This window comes from Anaplasmataceae bacterium AB001_6, from assembly GCA_020002265.1.
Classification (GTDB): domain Bacteria; phylum Pseudomonadota; class Alphaproteobacteria; order Rickettsiales; family Anaplasmataceae; genus AB001-6.
In genome coordinates this window covers 946,319-963,020 of record CP048228.1, presented here as the reverse complement: position 1 = coordinate 963,020, position 16,702 = coordinate 946,319, and the positions used below count along the sequence as shown (strand labels likewise).

General features: G+C 31.1%; 17 protein-coding genes, 1 tRNA gene and 1 other RNA gene. 14 read left to right on the top strand and 5 right to left on the bottom strand.

What is annotated here, in order from left to right; all coding sequences use genetic code 11:
• Positions 1-50: 50 nt before the first annotated feature.
• Both ftsZ and GUI12_04530 read left to right on the top strand, forming a co-directional pair.
• Positions 51-1,154 carry a cell division protein FtsZ gene (ftsZ, locus tag GUI12_04535; GenBank protein UAT43451.1) on the top strand — a complete coding sequence of 368 codons (1,104 nt, stop codon included), beginning with the start codon at positions 51-53 and terminating at the stop codon, positions 1,152-1,154.
• Positions 1,154-1,540, top strand: a complete 387-nt coding sequence (locus tag GUI12_04530; GenBank protein ID UAT43394.1) for an EVE domain-containing protein — start codon at positions 1,154-1,156, stop codon at positions 1,538-1,540. The genes ftsZ and GUI12_04530 overlap by 1 nt, the downstream gene beginning before the upstream one ends.
• A gap of 10 nt (positions 1,541-1,550) precedes the next feature.
• Here the strand turns inward: GUI12_04530 and secF are convergent, their stop codons facing one another.
• The gene (gene secF, locus GUI12_04525) at positions 1,551-2,387 is read right to left on the bottom strand and encodes a protein translocase subunit SecF (protein UAT43393.1); all 837 of its coding nucleotides are present in this window, start codon (positions 2,385-2,387) and stop codon (positions 1,551-1,553) included.
• A 234-nt stretch (positions 2,388-2,621) separates the two neighbouring features.
• Between secF and pgeF the strand changes: the two genes are divergently transcribed.
• From pgeF to GUI12_04510, 3 genes are all read left to right on the top strand, one after another.
• Positions 2,622-3,305 carry a peptidoglycan editing factor PgeF gene (gene pgeF, locus GUI12_04520; protein UAT43392.1) on the top strand — a complete coding sequence of 228 codons (684 nt, stop codon included), beginning with the start codon at positions 2,622-2,624 and terminating at the stop codon, positions 3,303-3,305.
• Between the two features lie 62 nt (positions 3,306-3,367).
• Positions 3,368-3,796: a Smr/MutS family protein gene (locus GUI12_04515; protein UAT43391.1), complete on the top strand. Its 429-nt coding sequence runs from the start codon at positions 3,368-3,370 to the stop codon at positions 3,794-3,796.
• A 140-nt stretch (positions 3,797-3,936) separates the two neighbouring features.
• The gene (locus GUI12_04510; protein ID UAT43390.1) at positions 3,937-4,689 is read left to right on the top strand and encodes a phosphoribosylformylglycinamidine synthase subunit PurQ; all 753 of its coding nucleotides are present in this window, start codon (positions 3,937-3,939) and stop codon (positions 4,687-4,689) included.
• A gap of 468 nt (positions 4,690-5,157) precedes the next feature.
• On the opposite strand, the gene GUI12_04505 is transcribed toward GUI12_04510, so the two are convergent.
• Positions 5,158-5,231, bottom strand: a tRNA-Met gene (locus GUI12_04505).
• Between the two features lie 592 nt (positions 5,232-5,823).
• On the opposite strand from GUI12_04505, the gene GUI12_04500 reads away from it, so the two are divergent.
• Positions 5,824-6,474 carry an SDR family NAD(P)-dependent oxidoreductase gene (locus GUI12_04500; GenBank protein ID UAT43389.1) on the top strand — a complete coding sequence of 217 codons (651 nt, stop codon included), beginning with the start codon at positions 5,824-5,826 and terminating at the stop codon, positions 6,472-6,474.
• Positions 6,475-6,670: 196 nt separating this feature from the next.
• A complete protein-coding gene (locus GUI12_04495; protein ID UAT43388.1) occupies positions 6,671-8,491 on the top strand; it encodes a succinate dehydrogenase flavoprotein subunit in 1,821 nt (606 codons plus the stop codon).
• Between the two features lie 2 nt (positions 8,492-8,493).
• Here the strand turns inward: GUI12_04495 and GUI12_04490 are convergent, their stop codons facing one another.
• Complete coding sequence (locus GUI12_04490; protein ID UAT43387.1) at positions 8,494-8,976, bottom strand: hypothetical protein; 483 nt, start codon at positions 8,974-8,976, stop codon at positions 8,494-8,496.
• A 222-nt stretch (positions 8,977-9,198) separates the two neighbouring features.
• On the opposite strand from GUI12_04490, the gene acpS reads away from it, so the two are divergent.
• Together acpS and dnaG are read left to right on the top strand one after the other, a co-directional pair.
• Positions 9,199-9,543: a holo-[acyl-carrier-protein] synthase gene (acpS, locus tag GUI12_04485; protein UAT43386.1), complete on the top strand. Its 345-nt coding sequence runs from the start codon at positions 9,199-9,201 to the stop codon at positions 9,541-9,543.
• Complete coding sequence (gene dnaG, locus GUI12_04480) at positions 9,543-11,420, top strand: DNA primase (protein UAT43385.1); 1,878 nt, start codon at positions 9,543-9,545, stop codon at positions 11,418-11,420. Before acpS ends, dnaG begins: the two co-directional genes overlap by 1 nt.
• Before the next feature lie 21 nt (positions 11,421-11,441).
• On the opposite strand, the gene yajC is transcribed toward dnaG, so the two are convergent.
• On the bottom strand, positions 11,442-11,702 hold the full coding sequence (yajC, locus tag GUI12_04475; GenBank protein UAT43450.1) for a preprotein translocase subunit YajC: 261 nt from the start codon (positions 11,700-11,702) through the stop codon (positions 11,442-11,444).
• A gap of 254 nt (positions 11,703-11,956) precedes the next feature.
• Between yajC and GUI12_04470 the strand changes: the two genes are divergently transcribed.
• From GUI12_04470 to GUI12_04450, 5 genes are all read left to right on the top strand, one after another.
• Positions 11,957-12,979, top strand: coding sequence for a 2-nitropropane dioxygenase (locus GUI12_04470; GenBank protein UAT43384.1), 1,023 nt, complete (start codon positions 11,957-11,959; stop codon positions 12,977-12,979).
• A 111-nt stretch (positions 12,980-13,090) separates the two neighbouring features.
• Positions 13,091-13,175, top strand: an RNA gene (gene ffs, locus GUI12_04465) — signal recognition particle sRNA small type.
• A gap of 30 nt (positions 13,176-13,205) precedes the next feature.
• Positions 13,206-14,630, top strand: coding sequence for a DNA polymerase III subunit gamma/tau (gene dnaX / locus GUI12_04460; GenBank protein UAT43383.1), 1,425 nt, complete (start codon positions 13,206-13,208; stop codon positions 14,628-14,630).
• 15 nt (positions 14,631-14,645) lie between these two features.
• Positions 14,646-14,930: a YbaB/EbfC family nucleoid-associated protein gene (locus GUI12_04455; GenBank protein UAT43382.1), complete on the top strand. Its 285-nt coding sequence runs from the start codon at positions 14,646-14,648 to the stop codon at positions 14,928-14,930.
• A gap of 15 nt (positions 14,931-14,945) precedes the next feature.
• The gene (locus tag GUI12_04450; GenBank protein ID UAT43381.1) at positions 14,946-15,752 is read left to right on the top strand and encodes an enoyl-ACP reductase; all 807 of its coding nucleotides are present in this window, start codon (positions 14,946-14,948) and stop codon (positions 15,750-15,752) included.
• 84 nt (positions 15,753-15,836) lie between these two features.
• On the opposite strand, the gene GUI12_04445 is transcribed toward GUI12_04450, so the two are convergent.
• Positions 15,837-16,691: a YihY/virulence factor BrkB family protein gene (locus GUI12_04445; protein ID UAT43380.1), complete on the bottom strand. Its 855-nt coding sequence runs from the start codon at positions 16,689-16,691 to the stop codon at positions 15,837-15,839.
• Between the last annotated feature and the right edge of the window lie 11 nt (positions 16,692-16,702).

The following is a 16,702-nucleotide window of genomic DNA, read 5'->3' as shown; positions in this document are numbered from 1 at the left end:
TTTTGTCTTCGTTTGAACTGTATAGGAGTAAATCAGTAGTTGAAGATGATATGCGAACTAATGTTTTGTTACCACGTATAGTTGTTTTCGGAGTAGGGGGCGCTGGCGGAAATGCTTTAAATAATATGATCAATTCTGGTCTTACTGGAGTTGAGTTTATTAGTGCAAACACAGATGCTCAGGCTCTTGCATTTTCTAAGACAAAGAATCGTATTCAGCTTGGTGCAAAATTAACAAAAGGCTTGGGAGCTGGTTCAGTTCCAGAGATAGGAAGAGAATCTGCAGAAGAATCATTAACAGAGATAGCAGAATTTATAGATGGTAGTGATATGATATTTATCACTGCAGGGATGGGAGGTGGCACAGGAACAGGTGCGGCTCCTGTTATTGCTAGATTAGCAAAAGAACATAAAATTCTTACCGTTTCTGTAGTTACCAAACCTTTTAACTTTGAAGGTATACATAGAATGCGTGTTGCTGAAGAAGGTTTAAGAGAATTGCAGAAAAATGTTGATACTTTTATTGTTATTCCCAACCAAAATTTATTTAGAATAGCTGATGATAAAACAACTTTTACACAAGCTTTTCAAATGGCAGATGATATATTACATTGTGGTGTTAGAGGAATTACAGATCTAATTACAAAACCTGGATTGATTAATCTTGATTTTGCTGATATCAGGTCTGTTGTGAATTGCATGGGTAGATCTATGATGGGAACAGGACAAGCTTCAGGAGAAAATAGAGCAATAAAAGCTGCTGAGCAGGCTATATCCAATCCGTTATTGGATAATGTCCCTATACACGAAGCTAGGGGTATTTTAATAAATATTACTGGTGGATCAGATTTAACACTATTTGAGTTAGATATTGCTGCTAACTGTATACGTGAAAAAACTGATGATAAAGTTAACATAATTTTTGGATCAACTTTCCAAGAAGAGTTGAACGGTAGCATTAGAGTTTCTGTTTTTGCTACTGGTATTGGTAGTGGCGATAGTAAAAGACTTTCTGATATCACAGCTTATAATGTTCGTGATAATAATGCAGAAGACAGAGAACATTATGAGGGAGATGCTGTGACAACATATCCTGGTTTTGATGAAAATTTGAATGTTCCTACTTATCTAAGGCGTAATAAGGGTTTTGATTGATGTCTAAATGGCTGATCAAAGCTGATCCAAAAGATTATTCTTGGAGTGACTTTGTAAAAGATAAATATACTCTTTGGGATGGCGTGAAGAATAATCAAGCTATTAAAAATATGAAGAGAATGCAGTTGGGAGAAGTTGCCTTTTTTTATCATTCTCATGAAAAATATATAATGGGTATTGCAAAAGTCTCCAAAACACACTTTATCGATAATGATGAAACTGTCGTGGAATTTAAATGCATCAACTCTTTAAACAAACCTGTATCTCTTGCTCTGATTAAAGCTACAGATGTTTTATCTGATATGCAGATTTTAAGACAAAGCAGATTATCTGTATCTGAAGTTACCAAAGGACAGTGGGATAAAATAATATCACTATCCGAATAATAACAGAGTTTCACTTCTTCGACTTTTTGTATCTTTCAGTGATATTGATAAAATATGGCACGATGAATATCGAAGAATAAGTACCGATAGTTACACCAAAAAATATTACTGTACTGAAATTTCTTAGCTCTCCTCGAGATAATAAGATCATTGCAGCTGCAGCAATCAAGGTTGTAACAGATGTTATAATTGTTCTACTCAATGTCATACTGATGCTGTTATTTAATAATTCAGCTGATATAACAGTATTATTCCCCTTATTTATACGCAATTGTCTTCTTATTCTATCGAATATTACTACTGTATCGTTAATTGAATACCCTATAATAGTTAATATTGCCGCTATTGATGATATGGTAAATTCTATCTGAGATATTAGAAAAAAACACAGCAAGACAACTATATCGTGAATTATTCCTATCACTGCGCTGAAAGCAAATATCGGATTAAATCTAAGATAGATATATATCGCAACACCCATAAAGGAACATATTATTGCTAATATTCCGCTTCTTATCATTTCATGACTAACGTTTGCACCTATAAAATCAACTCTTTGATACGTTAGGTCATATTTTTGAGTTAATTCTTCTTGTAATTTTGATGCAGCACCTTTGCCCTCTGATGTAGCTTTGATTTTTATGACAACCGTATTTTTTGAAGATGAATAAACAACTGCTCCCTCATAATTCATATCCGATATCAAATTTCTAATTGTCTCTACATCATATTTTTCATTATCATAAGTAGCTTCTATCATGAAGCCGCCGGCAAAATCTATTCCTATATTTGGCCCTTTCCAGAAGAAAATCGCAGCAGATATTATGATGACGAGAATGCTGGCCAATGTACAATACTTAGAGTAATGTATAAAATTTATTTTTCTGTTCCAATACATTTTTAATATATACTATAATACGCATAAAAATAACGGCGTTCTGTTATTTATTATATACTTTTTATGTTTTACTATAACAACACTGTAGTAAGCATATTTTACATTTTCAACACCAAGCTCATGGATTATAAGGTTAATATCTTTAAAGATAAAGGTTTTCAATCCTTTACAGGCGAGTTATTTGTGCACAACATTTTATATCCCTTGAATACATCTAGCATTTTTGATGATTCTATGATTAAAAATGTTTTATCAAAATTTTTTGATTCCAAGTTATATTGTTTTGTTAAACAAGAGCATAAAAATAGAGTCTTCACTGTTAATAAGACTTCTTTCTCATCTGATTATAAAAAAAATTCTATTGTTGCTGATGCAATAGTTACAAATGTAGAAGATCTTGTGATCGGTGTTAATACAGCAGATTGTATTGCAGTCTTTTTAGCTGATAAAGAGAATAATGTTATTGGCTTGGCACATGCCGGATGTAAAGGGGCTGCGTTAGATGTCGTTAAAAACACCGTTGATTCTATGGTGAAAATAGGAGCTAATACTAGAAATATATGTGCAATGTTATCACCTTCTATTAGATGTTTTTCTTATGAAGTGCATTCAGATTTTTACAATCACATGTTATCTGTTGATTCAAATACTCAAATTTACTTTAAATACAGAGATAATAATATGTATTTTGATTTGACAGGATATGTCAGAAAAAAATTAGAGATGATTGGTATAAAAAGTATCTTTGATAATAATATTGATACCTATGATGATAATTTATTTGCTAGTTATAGGAGATTTACTGCAAAATTAGATAAAGTGAGAATGTCTAACCTTAATCTCTTTATGTTAAAAAAAAAACTCTAAATTGGGCTGATTCTCTAGGATATTTGGGCATAAGAAAAATTCAAAATAATCGATTTTTTCACATGGAAAATTCATCTAAAATAGAGGTGAAAAATTTACATAGAAATGATTTATTCGATAATAATAAGAAAATGTATGCTGATGCATTGAAGGATATTGAAATCAGTAGCACTAATATTTCTAATAGTATGCCGCAAGATATTATGAAAAAAATAAAAAAGAGAGCTATTTGTATAGATGATGTGTTAGATTTGCATGGATATACGTTAGAAAATGCACAAAAGACATTTATTTTCTTTATTAGAAAGAATTTTTCTGCACAGAAGAGATTATTGATTATAATAACTGGTAAAGGTGGTGTTATTAGATCAGAAATCAAAAGCTGGATAAATAGTTCTACTGTTTGTAATTGTATCTTGTATTGGAATGTTGCTTGTCCAAGAGATGGCGGAGATGGTGCATTATACATATATTTGAGAAAGAACTCATGATTGAAAGATATATAGAAGTTATTATTCATTTGGAATATGTATTAATGACTATATGCTTTCTGATATGTTTTTGTTGTGATACTATATCTGCAAATCGTTAAGCATGATATTTTGTTCGTTATATTTGGAGGTAATGAAATATGCTTAAGCCCAATCTACTTGTGATCTCTGGTGTTGGTCTTAATTGTGAAGATGAAACAGCTTTTGCATTTGCAGAAGTTGGTTTTCTTGTTGATAAGATACATATCGCTTCTTTAATTGCTAAACCTGACGTTATTGATAAATATCAAATGCTAATTTTTCCAGGGGGGTTTTCGTATGGTGATCAATTAGGTTCTGGGACAGTTTTTAGTATGGATATAAGATATAATCTTTTAGATAAGATAAAGACTTTTCTCAATGAGAAGAAATTAGTGTTAGGTATTTGTAATGGCTGTCAGATTATGACAAAGCTATTTTTTAATGATGTTGTTTCTATTGCTCAAAATAAACATGAAACATATGTTTGTGCTTGGCAATCTGTAGATGTTGTAGCAAATAGTAAAGCATCTAATATATGGTATAAGGATATTGATAAAGGAGAATTACCGGTAGCTCATGGAGAGGGTAGGTTTCTCTTTGATGATAAATCATTCAAAGATATGGCTGATCAAGGAATGATTGCAATGAAATATAGAAATAACTTTAATGGATCGCAAGATAGAGTTGCTGCTATCACGGATGTCAGTGGTTGCATGCTATTAACCATGCCTCATCCTGAAAGAGGATATAGTGATTTCTCTAACAAGAATTTTTTTATTGATAAATATTTTTCTTCTTGCAATCAATCTGTATCACCTAATCTGAACATGGGTGAGAATCTTATAAAAAATGCTTTCAACTATTTTTTGTAATTGTGTTTTTTTTTGTAATTTATTTTTATAAAAAATTAATTTTTTATAATTTATAATTTTAATTGTACTTTCTTAAGCGCTTTTTGGTCTTTTTTAAAGATAATTGCTGTTTTTATAATAAGAGTATTGGCTTTTACTTGCCAGAGTTGGTATAATGATCTGGTGCTATTTTAGCATTTACTTTGAAAGATTAGTGGAGTAACAGGGACACAATGCCTTCCATATCCTTTCCTCCCTATATTATCATCTTTGGGTTTTCTGTTACTCCACTAATCTTTCAATAAGAACTTCGCGAAGAGGTTCTATTTTTTGAGATTGGATCTTTTTTTAGCGACTACTTTCAATGGAGTCGCAATTATCGTAACTATTTTCTTTAGAAAGTTTTTTACTCTTTGAATTCAAAAAATAAACAGCACCAAATAACAACGAATAAGCAAAAGGGGATGTGATAATTAATCATAAAAATTATAACGATGGAGGGAGTCGAACCCCCGACACATGGATTATGATCCCATTGCTCTAACCAACTGAGCTACATCGCTTCAAAGAAAATTTGATAGCAGATATCAAATCTACTCAGATTTTAGCATTTTCTACATTTTAAGTAAATAATTTCAAGGATATTTGGTATTTTATGGCACATTAAACTCTGTATTTGTCATTTATTATAAATTTTAATAGTTTATTAATAATATATATTTCTTTTTGATTAAATTTTCAACTATTAATTGTTTAATTATTTTTTTGATTTAATGTTTTCTCAGACTGTTCCTAGCTTTTTCAGTTATTTGTTTTTTATGCTATTTTTAGCATAAAGCACCATTCATATTATAAAAAACTTTCTTATTGAAAATACAGTCTCTACGATTTATACCGATATTTATAAATAATAATACGATGATTTAACAATAATTTTCTGTATGACTACATATTTGCTGCTATAAAAAACAAATTTATGACTTTTCCACAGGACGCAAGGATATTTTTTAATTCTATTTTTACCTTTTAAATTAATTTTCGTAAAAAATCACTAAATGTCTTGATGCTGTGATTTGTTGATATATATAAAATTAATAACTTATACTAAAATTTTATTAACGAATTTTTTCATCACCAATAACAGTAAATAATAATATGTATGCATTGATAACTGGAGGAACAAGTAATTTAGGGCAATCTATTGCAATTAGCTTGGCAAAAAAAGGATATAATATAATACTGCATTATTATCGCTCAGGCGATAAAGCAAGCGCTTTGAAGACATTTATTACTCAAAAATATAATGTGCAATGCTATGTGATTTGTCGAGATTTATTGGATGATCAATGTGATATTATTGATAATCTATCTGCATTTGCAAATGATGGAATTATTCCTAGTGTGCTGATTAACAATGCTTCAATTTTTTATCCCCAATCATTTGAAGATATCAAAATGAAAGATTTTGATGCTTTCTTCATGATTCATGTAAAGATACCAATTCTACTTTCTAAATTCTTATTAAAAAAGAACACTAAATATAAGGTAAAAATAATTAATATGTGCGACAGAATGGTTTTGCGTAAAGATATCAAAAAGTATTTTACTTATACTTTGAGCAAAAAAACTCTCTTCAATTTTGGAGAGATGATAGAAAGCCTTTCAGATAGAATAACAATCAGTGCTATTTTACCTAATAAAGTAAAGTTGGATGAAGATAGATTTGAAGAATATCTACCTTTAGCAAACATAATAGATACTATTCTAAATAGAAATTGTGCTCAAAGAATCTTTCACTTAGATTGAAATTTATTTAATGGATATTTTCTTGTAATGATTATCATTTTACAAATTTTGTTTGTATATTTTACGCCTTTGTTGTTGTTACTGTTTCTTGTAACACGTTTCACTGAGTGTAGTTAGCTATTTCTTTTTTAGGTTAGTTGACTATTTATTATGAAGTGATAATCTTAGTCTAGAATTTTTTATCTATGTTTTAGTGATGATTGCGTCTTATGATATAATGCGTCACGATTATGATGTCGTTGTTGTTGGTGCTGGTGGTGCTGGGTTAAGAGCATCTCTTGGGATGGTTGAGCGTAATATGAAAACAGCTTGCATATCCAAAGTTTTTCCTACAAGAAGTCATACGGTGGCAGCTCAAGGTGGGATAAGTGCTGCATTGGGAAATATGGATGAAGATGACTGGCGCTGGCATATGTATGATACAGTTAAGGGTTCTGATTGGTTAGGTGATCAGGATGCCATAGAATATATGTGTAAAATGGCACCTCAATCCATATTAGAGTTAGAGCACTATGGTGTTCCATTTTCTCGTACATCAGAAGGAAAGATATATCAAAGAGCTTTTGGTGGAATGACTACTAAATTCGGAGAAGGAAAACAAGCTCAGAGAACTTGTGCCGCAGCAGATAAAACGGGTCACGCTATATTGCATACGTTATACCAACAGTGTGTGAAACTTGGAACAGAATTCTATGTTGAATATTTTGTCCTTGATCTCATAATTGAAGATTCAAAATGCAAAGGTGTTATTGCGTGGTGTCTACAAGATGGGAGTTTGCACATTTTTAATGCCAAGATAGTTGTTCTGGCAACAGGTGGTTATGGTAAGGCATATTTTTCTGCTACTAGTGCACATACTTGCACAGGTGATGGTGGAGGTATGGTGTTGCGTAAAGGCATTCCATTGCAAGATGCAGAATTTGTACAATTTCATCCAACGGGGATATATGGTAGCGGATGTTTAATTACAGAAGGTGCAAGGGGTGAAGGAGGATTTTTGCTTAATGCAAAAGGTGAACGTTTTATGGAACGTTATGCTCCTCATGCAAAAGATCTTGCATCTAGAGATGTTGTTAGCCGTTCTATTGCTACTGAAATTAAAGAAGGACGCGGCGTAGGCGAGAAAAAAGATCACGTATATTTGCAACTATCTCATATACCAAAAGATATATTACACTCACGTTTACCTGGAATAACTGAAACAGCTAAAATTTTTGCTGGAGTTGATGTTACCAAAGAACCAATCCCTGTTATACCAACTGTGCATTATAACATGGGTGGCATCCCAACTGATATGCATGGACAAGTTCTTAATTTTTCTAATTCAAAAAAGAAGGGAGCTGATAAGCTCTGTGATGAATTTGCCGTTGAAGGTTTGATGGCTATTGGAGAAGCTGCATGTATCTCTGTGCATGGCGCAAATAGGCTAGGATCTAACTCATTATTAGATTTAATAGTCTTTGGTCGTGCTGCTGCAATAAAAGCTTCTGAGATTGTGAATAATATTGATCAACCCGTTATTTCTCAAAGTGAGATAGATGAAGTTATTTCTTATTTTGATGAACTAAGATTTAGAAGGTCTGGAGGAATTTTTGCTCCTAGAGTCAGAAAAGATATGCAATCTGTAATGCAAGAATGTACCGCTGTATTCAGAGATGATGCAAGTATGGCAAAAGCTAAAAATGTCATGTTTGATTTGTTGAAGAATTTTGATTCCGGAGTTTCAATCAAAGATAAGGAATTGATTTGGAATACCGATTTAATGGAGACACTAGAGTTAAGAAATTTGCTAATTCAAGCTTTTGCTACAGTTAATTCTGCTCATAATAGAACTGAAAGTCGAGGCGCTCATTCTAGAGAAGATTATAAAGAAAGAGATGATAAAAACTGGATGAAGCATACTCTATGTTGGATTGACCCTAAAGATTATTCAGTAAAAATTGATTACAGACGCGTTCATACAGAGACTTTGACAGATGAAGTTGAATATATAAAGCCTAAAAAGAGAGTATATTAATACTATTTTTTAAAACTTATTTCAGGACCTTGTCGTTCAGATAAAGCCTGTATGTTGTTTGGATTTATATCTTGTATATTGCTACTTGGGAGGTCTTGAGATAAACCAGATATCTTAAGTATATTGTTTATTACAAAATTCTTTTCTGATATCTTATGAGATTTATCAAGTTCTTTTGAGCTGTTTATCAATCGCATAATGTAGATTAATCGTCTTCTTTCGGTGCTAATCAAGTGGCGAAAAATCTTTACAACTTCAGAGTTTTGTGTTTGATGCAGAATTTTCTCTGTTTCTTTTATTCTATTTATTAATTGCAGCATTGTTATTATAGCTGCTACTTTTTTGTATATATTAAATCTTAATTCCGTGATTCTTTTGGAGATATCAATATATTCTTCAATATCAATATGCTTTACTTTCATATTTTCTTCATTATCGGATACTTGTTCGCTTTTGGAATCTTCTATCATTGTAGATACTGGCATAATGTTCTTTTATCAATTGTATTGAAAATGTGTTAGATTAAGATTAATGGAATATGTGAGACAATATTATTAATATATATATCAAATATTATAATATTAGTATATATAAAAAAATCAAATAATGCTACTTTAATAATAAAAGTGCTGAATTTTTTTGTTTTACAATTAAGTTCAGAAAAATTTTATGTGATATAATTCCTTTTTATGTGATTGTTATTTAGTATGATAGGAGTGGATATAGTTTCAACTTTACGAATACGAAGAATGATAGAGATCTATGGAGATAAATTTTTAAAAAAAGTTTTTTCTCAATATGAAATAGAACAATCTAAAGTTTTTTGTCATCTAGATTCTCTGGCTGCTTTTTTTGCTAAAAGATTCGCGGCAAAAGAAGCTTATATAAAAGCTGTTGGTGCACGCAAAGGTATGGCTTTATCTAGTATTGAAGTGAGAAATAATTCATTTGGAAAGCCCAAACTTTATATTACTGGATTGCAAGATGATACTGCAGAGGTATCAATGAGTGATGAGATAGAATATGCTATTGCTTTTGTTATAATAAAATAATGGATTATGTCTCTTTAATCAAAGCTCGATTGAGCATCTCAGAGGTAATTTCTACACGCATTAGATTGAATAATACAGCTAATGTAATGTGGGCTTTATGTCCTTTTCATAATGAAAAAACCCCTTCTTTTAAAGTTGATGATAAACAAGAATCATATTATTGCTTTGGTTGTGGAAAACATGGTGATATGTTTTCTTTTATACAGGAATTTGATAACTGCAGTTTTATTGTAGCACTTGAATTTTTAGCTAATATGGCAAATGTAGATATAAACTATGATAAAAATTCCAATAAGAATAAATATTCTGAATTAAATATTATTTCAGCAATTTTAAAAGAAACTAATAAGTTCTTTACTGATGAATTATTTCGATCAAATAAGGCTTTAAGTTATATTAGACAACGCATAGAAAATCTAGGCTTTGATTTTAAAATGGTATGCAAATTGTATGAGATAGGATTTGCTCCAGATAACAATGTTATTCTCAACAAATTGAAAGAAACGCATGCGATTGGCATGATAAAGAAAGCAGGCTTATTAAGTCGTAATGGATTTGCTCTTTTTAAAAATAGAATAATTTTTCCAATTAAAGATAATAAAGCTAACATTGTGGCATTTGGCGGAAGATTATTGCCATCAGGTAGTAATAACTCCACATCAAGAGATTCAAAATATTTAAATTCTCCAGAAACGGAAATTTTTCATAAGAGTAAGGTGTTTTATGGATTTGATCAGTTGCTGAATATGCATAAGACATTTACATATATTACCGAAAAAAATCTTTATAATTTTGTGGTTATTGTTGAAGGATATATAGATACTATAACTTTGCAAATGGCAGGTGTTAAAGCACTTGGTATTCTGGGAACTTCGTTTACACCTTCTCATATAAATATTCTCAAGAGATTTAAAAAAATTATATTATGTTTCGATGGAGATAATGCGGGATTAAATGCCTTTAAACGTTCTATTCAGACTATATATAATAATGATGTAGATTTTACATCTCGTGTGCGAATAATATTTCTTCCAGATGGAAAAGATCCATATGATATGTATATAGAGAATAAAAATCTGTTTTCTAAATTATTGAAAAATCCTCTTGATATAAGTGATGCAATATGGGAATTTTATGTTAAACAACGAGATATAAAAGCAAGAACCTCCCCCTTTTCTCCTGAAGAACAGATTGAATTTTTATCGCTTATAGAAAAGGAATTTCTTTCTTTCATAAACAAGAAAGATAATGCCAACGCCTATTTTGCATTGAAAAGTTTTTTTGGGCGTAGAATATTTGCCGCAGTTAAAATGCTTGGAAAATCGAAGAATAAACAGATTGATCTTAATGACTATAATTTTGACTCTTCAAAGAATAAAGAGAAAGATAATCTTTATAAAAACATGCTCTTGCAATTATCTGTTATGTATCCAGAAATTCTCCTTGAATCTAATAGGGATGAAAAAATCTCTGAAATTCAATTTCATGATAAAAGAAATATTATTATGCTTGAATTTTTAATTAGCTTCATCAATGATGTGCAATCTCAAAATGATTGTCAGAATTTCATTCTTTATATCAGACAGAACATACAAAACACTCAGATTAGCTCAACTAACACTGAAACAATAAAGAAATTTTTTGCTCCTCTAATAAAAGAAAATTGTACCGAAGATACAATTATTGAGATTATAAGCGACACCACTACAGAATCTTTTTTAAGATATAATAACCTTACTAAAGAGAAAGCAGCAAAAGACTTTGATAAGCATTATAAATCAGAGATGCTACATAAAAAACACGAAGATCTTAAGCAAGGCAATCCCGATGCTGAAAAAATTTCAGAATTCTTCGATCAAATCAAAAATCATCCATAATTTTTGCAATAAGCATCACACTTATTTTGCTTCTGAATCCAAACCAGAGATAAAATTTCTATCTACTATAATCTCAATATTTTTATCTTCTGAGATGCTTAGATAAACTCTTTTATCTACTATTCTATTGATAGTTCCTATAATTCCACCTGATGTGATAACTTTATCATTTTTCTTTAAATTCTCTAGCATATTATTATGCTTTTTAATTTTTTTAGATTGTGGGCGAATAACCAAAAAATAGAAAACAACAAATATTACAGCCAATGGCAGCATACTCATTAGTGCCGATGGTCCTTCACTTTCTGAGGCAGCTGAGCTTTCTTCAATTAAATCAACATCATCACACATTGAAAAAACCTGTTTATTTAATACAATTCGCTCGGATTATAACATATTGTTAGAATATTTTTTACATTATAAGCGATAAAATAGTTTATTTAATTACATCTGTACTTTTGATTATAATTAATACATAATTACCGGTAGTGTGTATCAATTTATCTTTACTATTTTCTTTTTTAGTGTTGTTGACTATGTCTATTCTTAATGTTTCACAATTTTGGAAAAGAGGTGCTGATTTTCTTGGTGTTGAACATTCTATAATGGCTGGAGCTATGAGTTGGATTTCGGATCATACTTTGGTGAAAGCTATTGCAGATGCAGGAGGTTTTGGAATCTTGGCTTGTAGTTCTATGAGTCCTGATATGTTACATAAGGAAATAATAGTTACTAATGAACTTCTCAACGGGAAGCCTTATGGGGTTAATCTCATAATGGTGCATCCTCAGTTAGATGAATTAATCGATGTATGTATATCTAATGGTGTTAAATATATAATATTCGCCGGAGGAATGCCTTCTGCTAAACATATAGAGAAAGCAAAAAAATCTGAAGTAAAAACAATGGCTTTTGCTCCAACATTGAGCTTGTCAAAGCGTCTGATTAGAATTGGTATTGATGCATTAGTTATAGAAGGCAGTGAAGCTGGTGGCCATATTGGCCCTGTTAGCACATTGGTATTAGCTCAAGAAATATTACCTTATGTAAAAGAAGTGCCAGTTTTTGTTGCTGGCGGCATAGGTTCTGGAAGTAGTATTGTTAATTTCTTACGTATGGGTGCAAGTGGATGTCAAATTGGAACATTATTTGCCTGTGCAAAGGAATCTATTGCTCATGAGAATTTTAAGAAAGTTATGTTGAAAGCTAATGCACGTGATGCACAAGTTTCGGTGCAATTTAGTCCTGAAATACCGGTAATACCAGTGCGTTCTATTAATAATCTTGCAACAAGGGAGTTTATTGAAGTTCAGAAAGAGAGCCTAAAATTGATGAAAGAAGGCAAGCTATCTAAGCAGGAAGCTATTCTGCGAGTTGAAAAATTCTGGGCTGGTGCTTTAAGAAGAGCAGTAATAGAAGGTGATATAGAAAGGGGTTCATTGATGTCTGGGCAAAGTGTTGGCCTTATTAAAGAAGAACTACCTGTTAAACAGATAATAGATAATTTAATTTCAGAGGCTAATGCTTATATTAATCCTGAAAAGCATGAGTGTGTATAGAATTTAGCATTTGTATATTTTATGTGCATCTAATATCTTCTTAATTTAACACAAAAATAGATCTTTGATATGTACAGTATTGTTAGGTTTGAAAGTGTATGTTACACTGCTTATGACTTGGGTGGTTCAACTGCTTACTTAGTCAGGGCAGAAATGTAGCAGCTAGAGCTTTGTTGAGCCAGGTCAGGTCACTCTTTTTCGTGTGGTTGTTTTTTTTGGATGCCATATGTCTTATGTTGCTCTTTATAATAAATATAGACCTTCTTCCTTAGATCAAATAGTCGGCCAAGATTTTACTATTAAGGTATTGTTGAATTCTATTAAATCTGATAATCTGGCTTCCACTATTATACTTTCGGGTTCTTATGGTGTAGGAAAAACTTCTATAGCACGTATTATTGCTAAATCTATAAATTGTGAGACTGGTGTTACTACAGAGCCTTGTAATCAGTGTCGTTCTTGTGTATCTGTTATATCTGGGGATCTCACAGGAGATATTTTAGAACTTGATGCTGCTAGTAATAACGGAGTGGAAGATATACGAAGTATAGTAGAAAATGCAAGCTATTTACCAATTTATTCAAGATATAAAGTTTATATAATAGATGAAGCACATATGCTTTCTAAAGGAGCATTTAATGCACTATTGAAGATTTTCGAAGAATGTTATGCTCATGTAAAATTCATAATGGCTACAACAGAAATTGAAAAAATTCCATTAACGATTATTTCTCGTGCTCAGAGATTCTTCTTGCAAAGAGTTCCAGAAATTGATCAAATAAAATACATGAAAAAGATTATCGCGGATGAAAATATATCTTTTGATGATGAAGCATTAAAATTCTTAGCGACAATTTCTAAGGGTTCTATGAGGGATGCTATATCTCTTGTTGAACAGTCAAATATATACACAGAAGGGCAGAATAAACTTGATAAAATAAAAGAAATGCTCGGTTACAAAAATAGTACTGTTTATGCTAATTTAGGAGATAAAATTCTTAATGGTGAATATAAATCTGCTGTTGATAATTTTAAAAAGATATATAATTCAGGTGAATCTGTGGTTCGTATCTTTCAAAATATTTTGGATTTTTTGTATTCAAAAATCAGTGATAAACATAACATAGATGATAAAAATAGTACGGATTTTGCAGAAAGAGAAAAATGTATCCGTGTTTGGAATTCCATCTCATCTCATATGAAGGTTATTTCTAGTGCACATAATCATTATCAGGCTGGAGAAATCCTTGTATTGCAGCTTGCTATGATATCTACCTTACCTTCTCCTAGTGAAATAATAGAATATGGATTTGAAACATTGACAGATAAAAATAGTAATATCAGCAGCAATGCGGTTACAGATTATAAAAATAAGATATCTAAAATACTTTCTTCGAGTGATAATACTTTAATTTCGCGAATGCAATGTGTAAACTATAATAATGGAGCATGTGTACTTCGTACAGAATGTGATGCTCAAGAATCAGAGTTATTACCTCTTTTAGAAGATTTATTTGCGGTAAATGATATGCATTTTGATAGAATAGATATTCTAAGAGCATCTGATGAAGATAAAACAGGTGATTGTTATAAAGAATTGATAAAAGAGTATTTTCCAAATACTAATTTTAGAGAAGTGCGTAAATTATAGTTTTTTGAAAGTTATATGAATGATGATTTTAGTAATCTACTAAATAAGATGCTTTCTATGGATGGCATGAAAGATCTTATGAAACAGTATGAAAATAAAGAAGTAACAGGAGAGGCTGGTGCTGGTGCCGTGAAGATCTCTATAGATTTTGCTGGTAATTTGAAAAACGTCTATATTAGCGAAGAATACGTTGCAGATAATAAGACTAGAGAATTATTGTGTCAAATGATAATGATTGCTTTTAATAATGCTAGAGCAAAATTAATGTCTAGTTTTGGAAGTGATAACATAGGAGCTTAGTTGTAAGGTTTTGGTATGTTTGGGAGCTTCTTAAATAAGAAAAAAGGTATTATCATGGGCATTGCCAATAATTGGTCTATTGCCTATGGAGTTGCAAAATTTTTTCGTGATTGTGGTGTTCATGATGTTATATTGACTTATCCCAATAATGATGGTCTGGAGCGCCGTGTACGGGCAATTGCAGAAGAGTTTGGTTTTAAGCACGTAGTTTGCTGTGATGTTGCAAGTGATGAGAGTATAAAACAGCTTTTTGATTATGCAGATAAAGAATTCGGTAGCCTTGACTTTATCGTTCATTCAGTTGCTTTTGCCAATAAGAATAGTTTGAGTGGAGATTATTATGATACATCTCGTACGGATTTCTTAGAAGCGATGAATATATCATGCTTTTCTTTAACTTCATTGGTGAAGCATGCTATTCATTTAATGAAAGATCGTAATGCGAGCATATTAACAATGTCGTATTATGGCGCCAATAAGGTTATTCCATTTTATAATGTAATGGGAGTATGCAAAGCTGCCTTGGAATCTAGTGTTAGATATCTAGCTAATGATGTTGGTAAGCATAATATAAGAGTTAATGCTATATCTGCTGGGCCAATAAAAACTTTAGCTGCTAACGGAATCAATGAATTCAGAAACATATTTCAGTGGTGTTCTACTAATGCACCTTTACGAAGAGCTACCACACTGGATGATATAGCAAGAACAGCAGCGTACTTAATCAGTGAACTTGCCTCAGGTGTGACCGGAGAAGTGCTATTTGTTGATTCTGGTTATAATACAATAGGTATGCAAAACAGTACTGTTAAGCAAGATTGAAAAATCTAGATAGCGTGTGTGTGTTTTGGCATACAAAATATATTTGATTTTGTCTTTTTATGATATACGATCTTGTGTATTGTTTTATATTTTATGTTTTTTGAGATAAATGTTGAGAGAATAGTTAAATTCTGCTCCGTATATTATGCATAAATTCAGTAAATAGAAGAATATCATAGTCGTTATTATTCCTGCTATTCCGCCGTATATTGCACTAAATTGTGCTGAATAGGTTATATATAATTTTAATCCTTTTGTACATATTGTCCATAATATTAACACTAACAGAGAACCAGGTATGTGATAAGACCATGTTTGTTTGTCGTTTGGAATGAAGTAATAGATAGCATTGATTGTTAAAAACAATAAAGTTATAAGCACTGGAATATGGACGTTTTTTGCTAAAAATGTATAGAATACTGAATCAATATCATGATTTTTAGTAAGTTCTTTTATCCAAGGAAAGATGTTTATTGCGACTAGTAAGCATGAAATGATAATAACTAAGGCTATAAATTGTCCTACAGATAATATTCTTCGCATTATATAATGTGGAATATTTTTTACCCTATAAGCTCGATTCAATATTAATCTTAAGCCTTCAATAGCTGATGAAGATGTCCATAGAGAACTTATAATTATCAAACTAATTATCTTGTTATTATCTTTAACATGTGCTGCTTCCTCCAAAAATGGCCTAATATCAGATAGTAAATTTTCTAATACATTATCATATATGTAATCTGTATATTGTGATAATTCGATTGTTTCGTTTAATATTGTAGCAAATTTACTGATCCCAATAGTTAATATTATGATGAAAGGGGATAATGTTATTATCGTTAAAAATGACAAATATCCTGCAAATTCTAAACCATCATGATCAATGAGGGAAATAACTGATTGCTGTAAAGTTCTTTGTATACCAACTTTTTTCATTCCAAAATAAT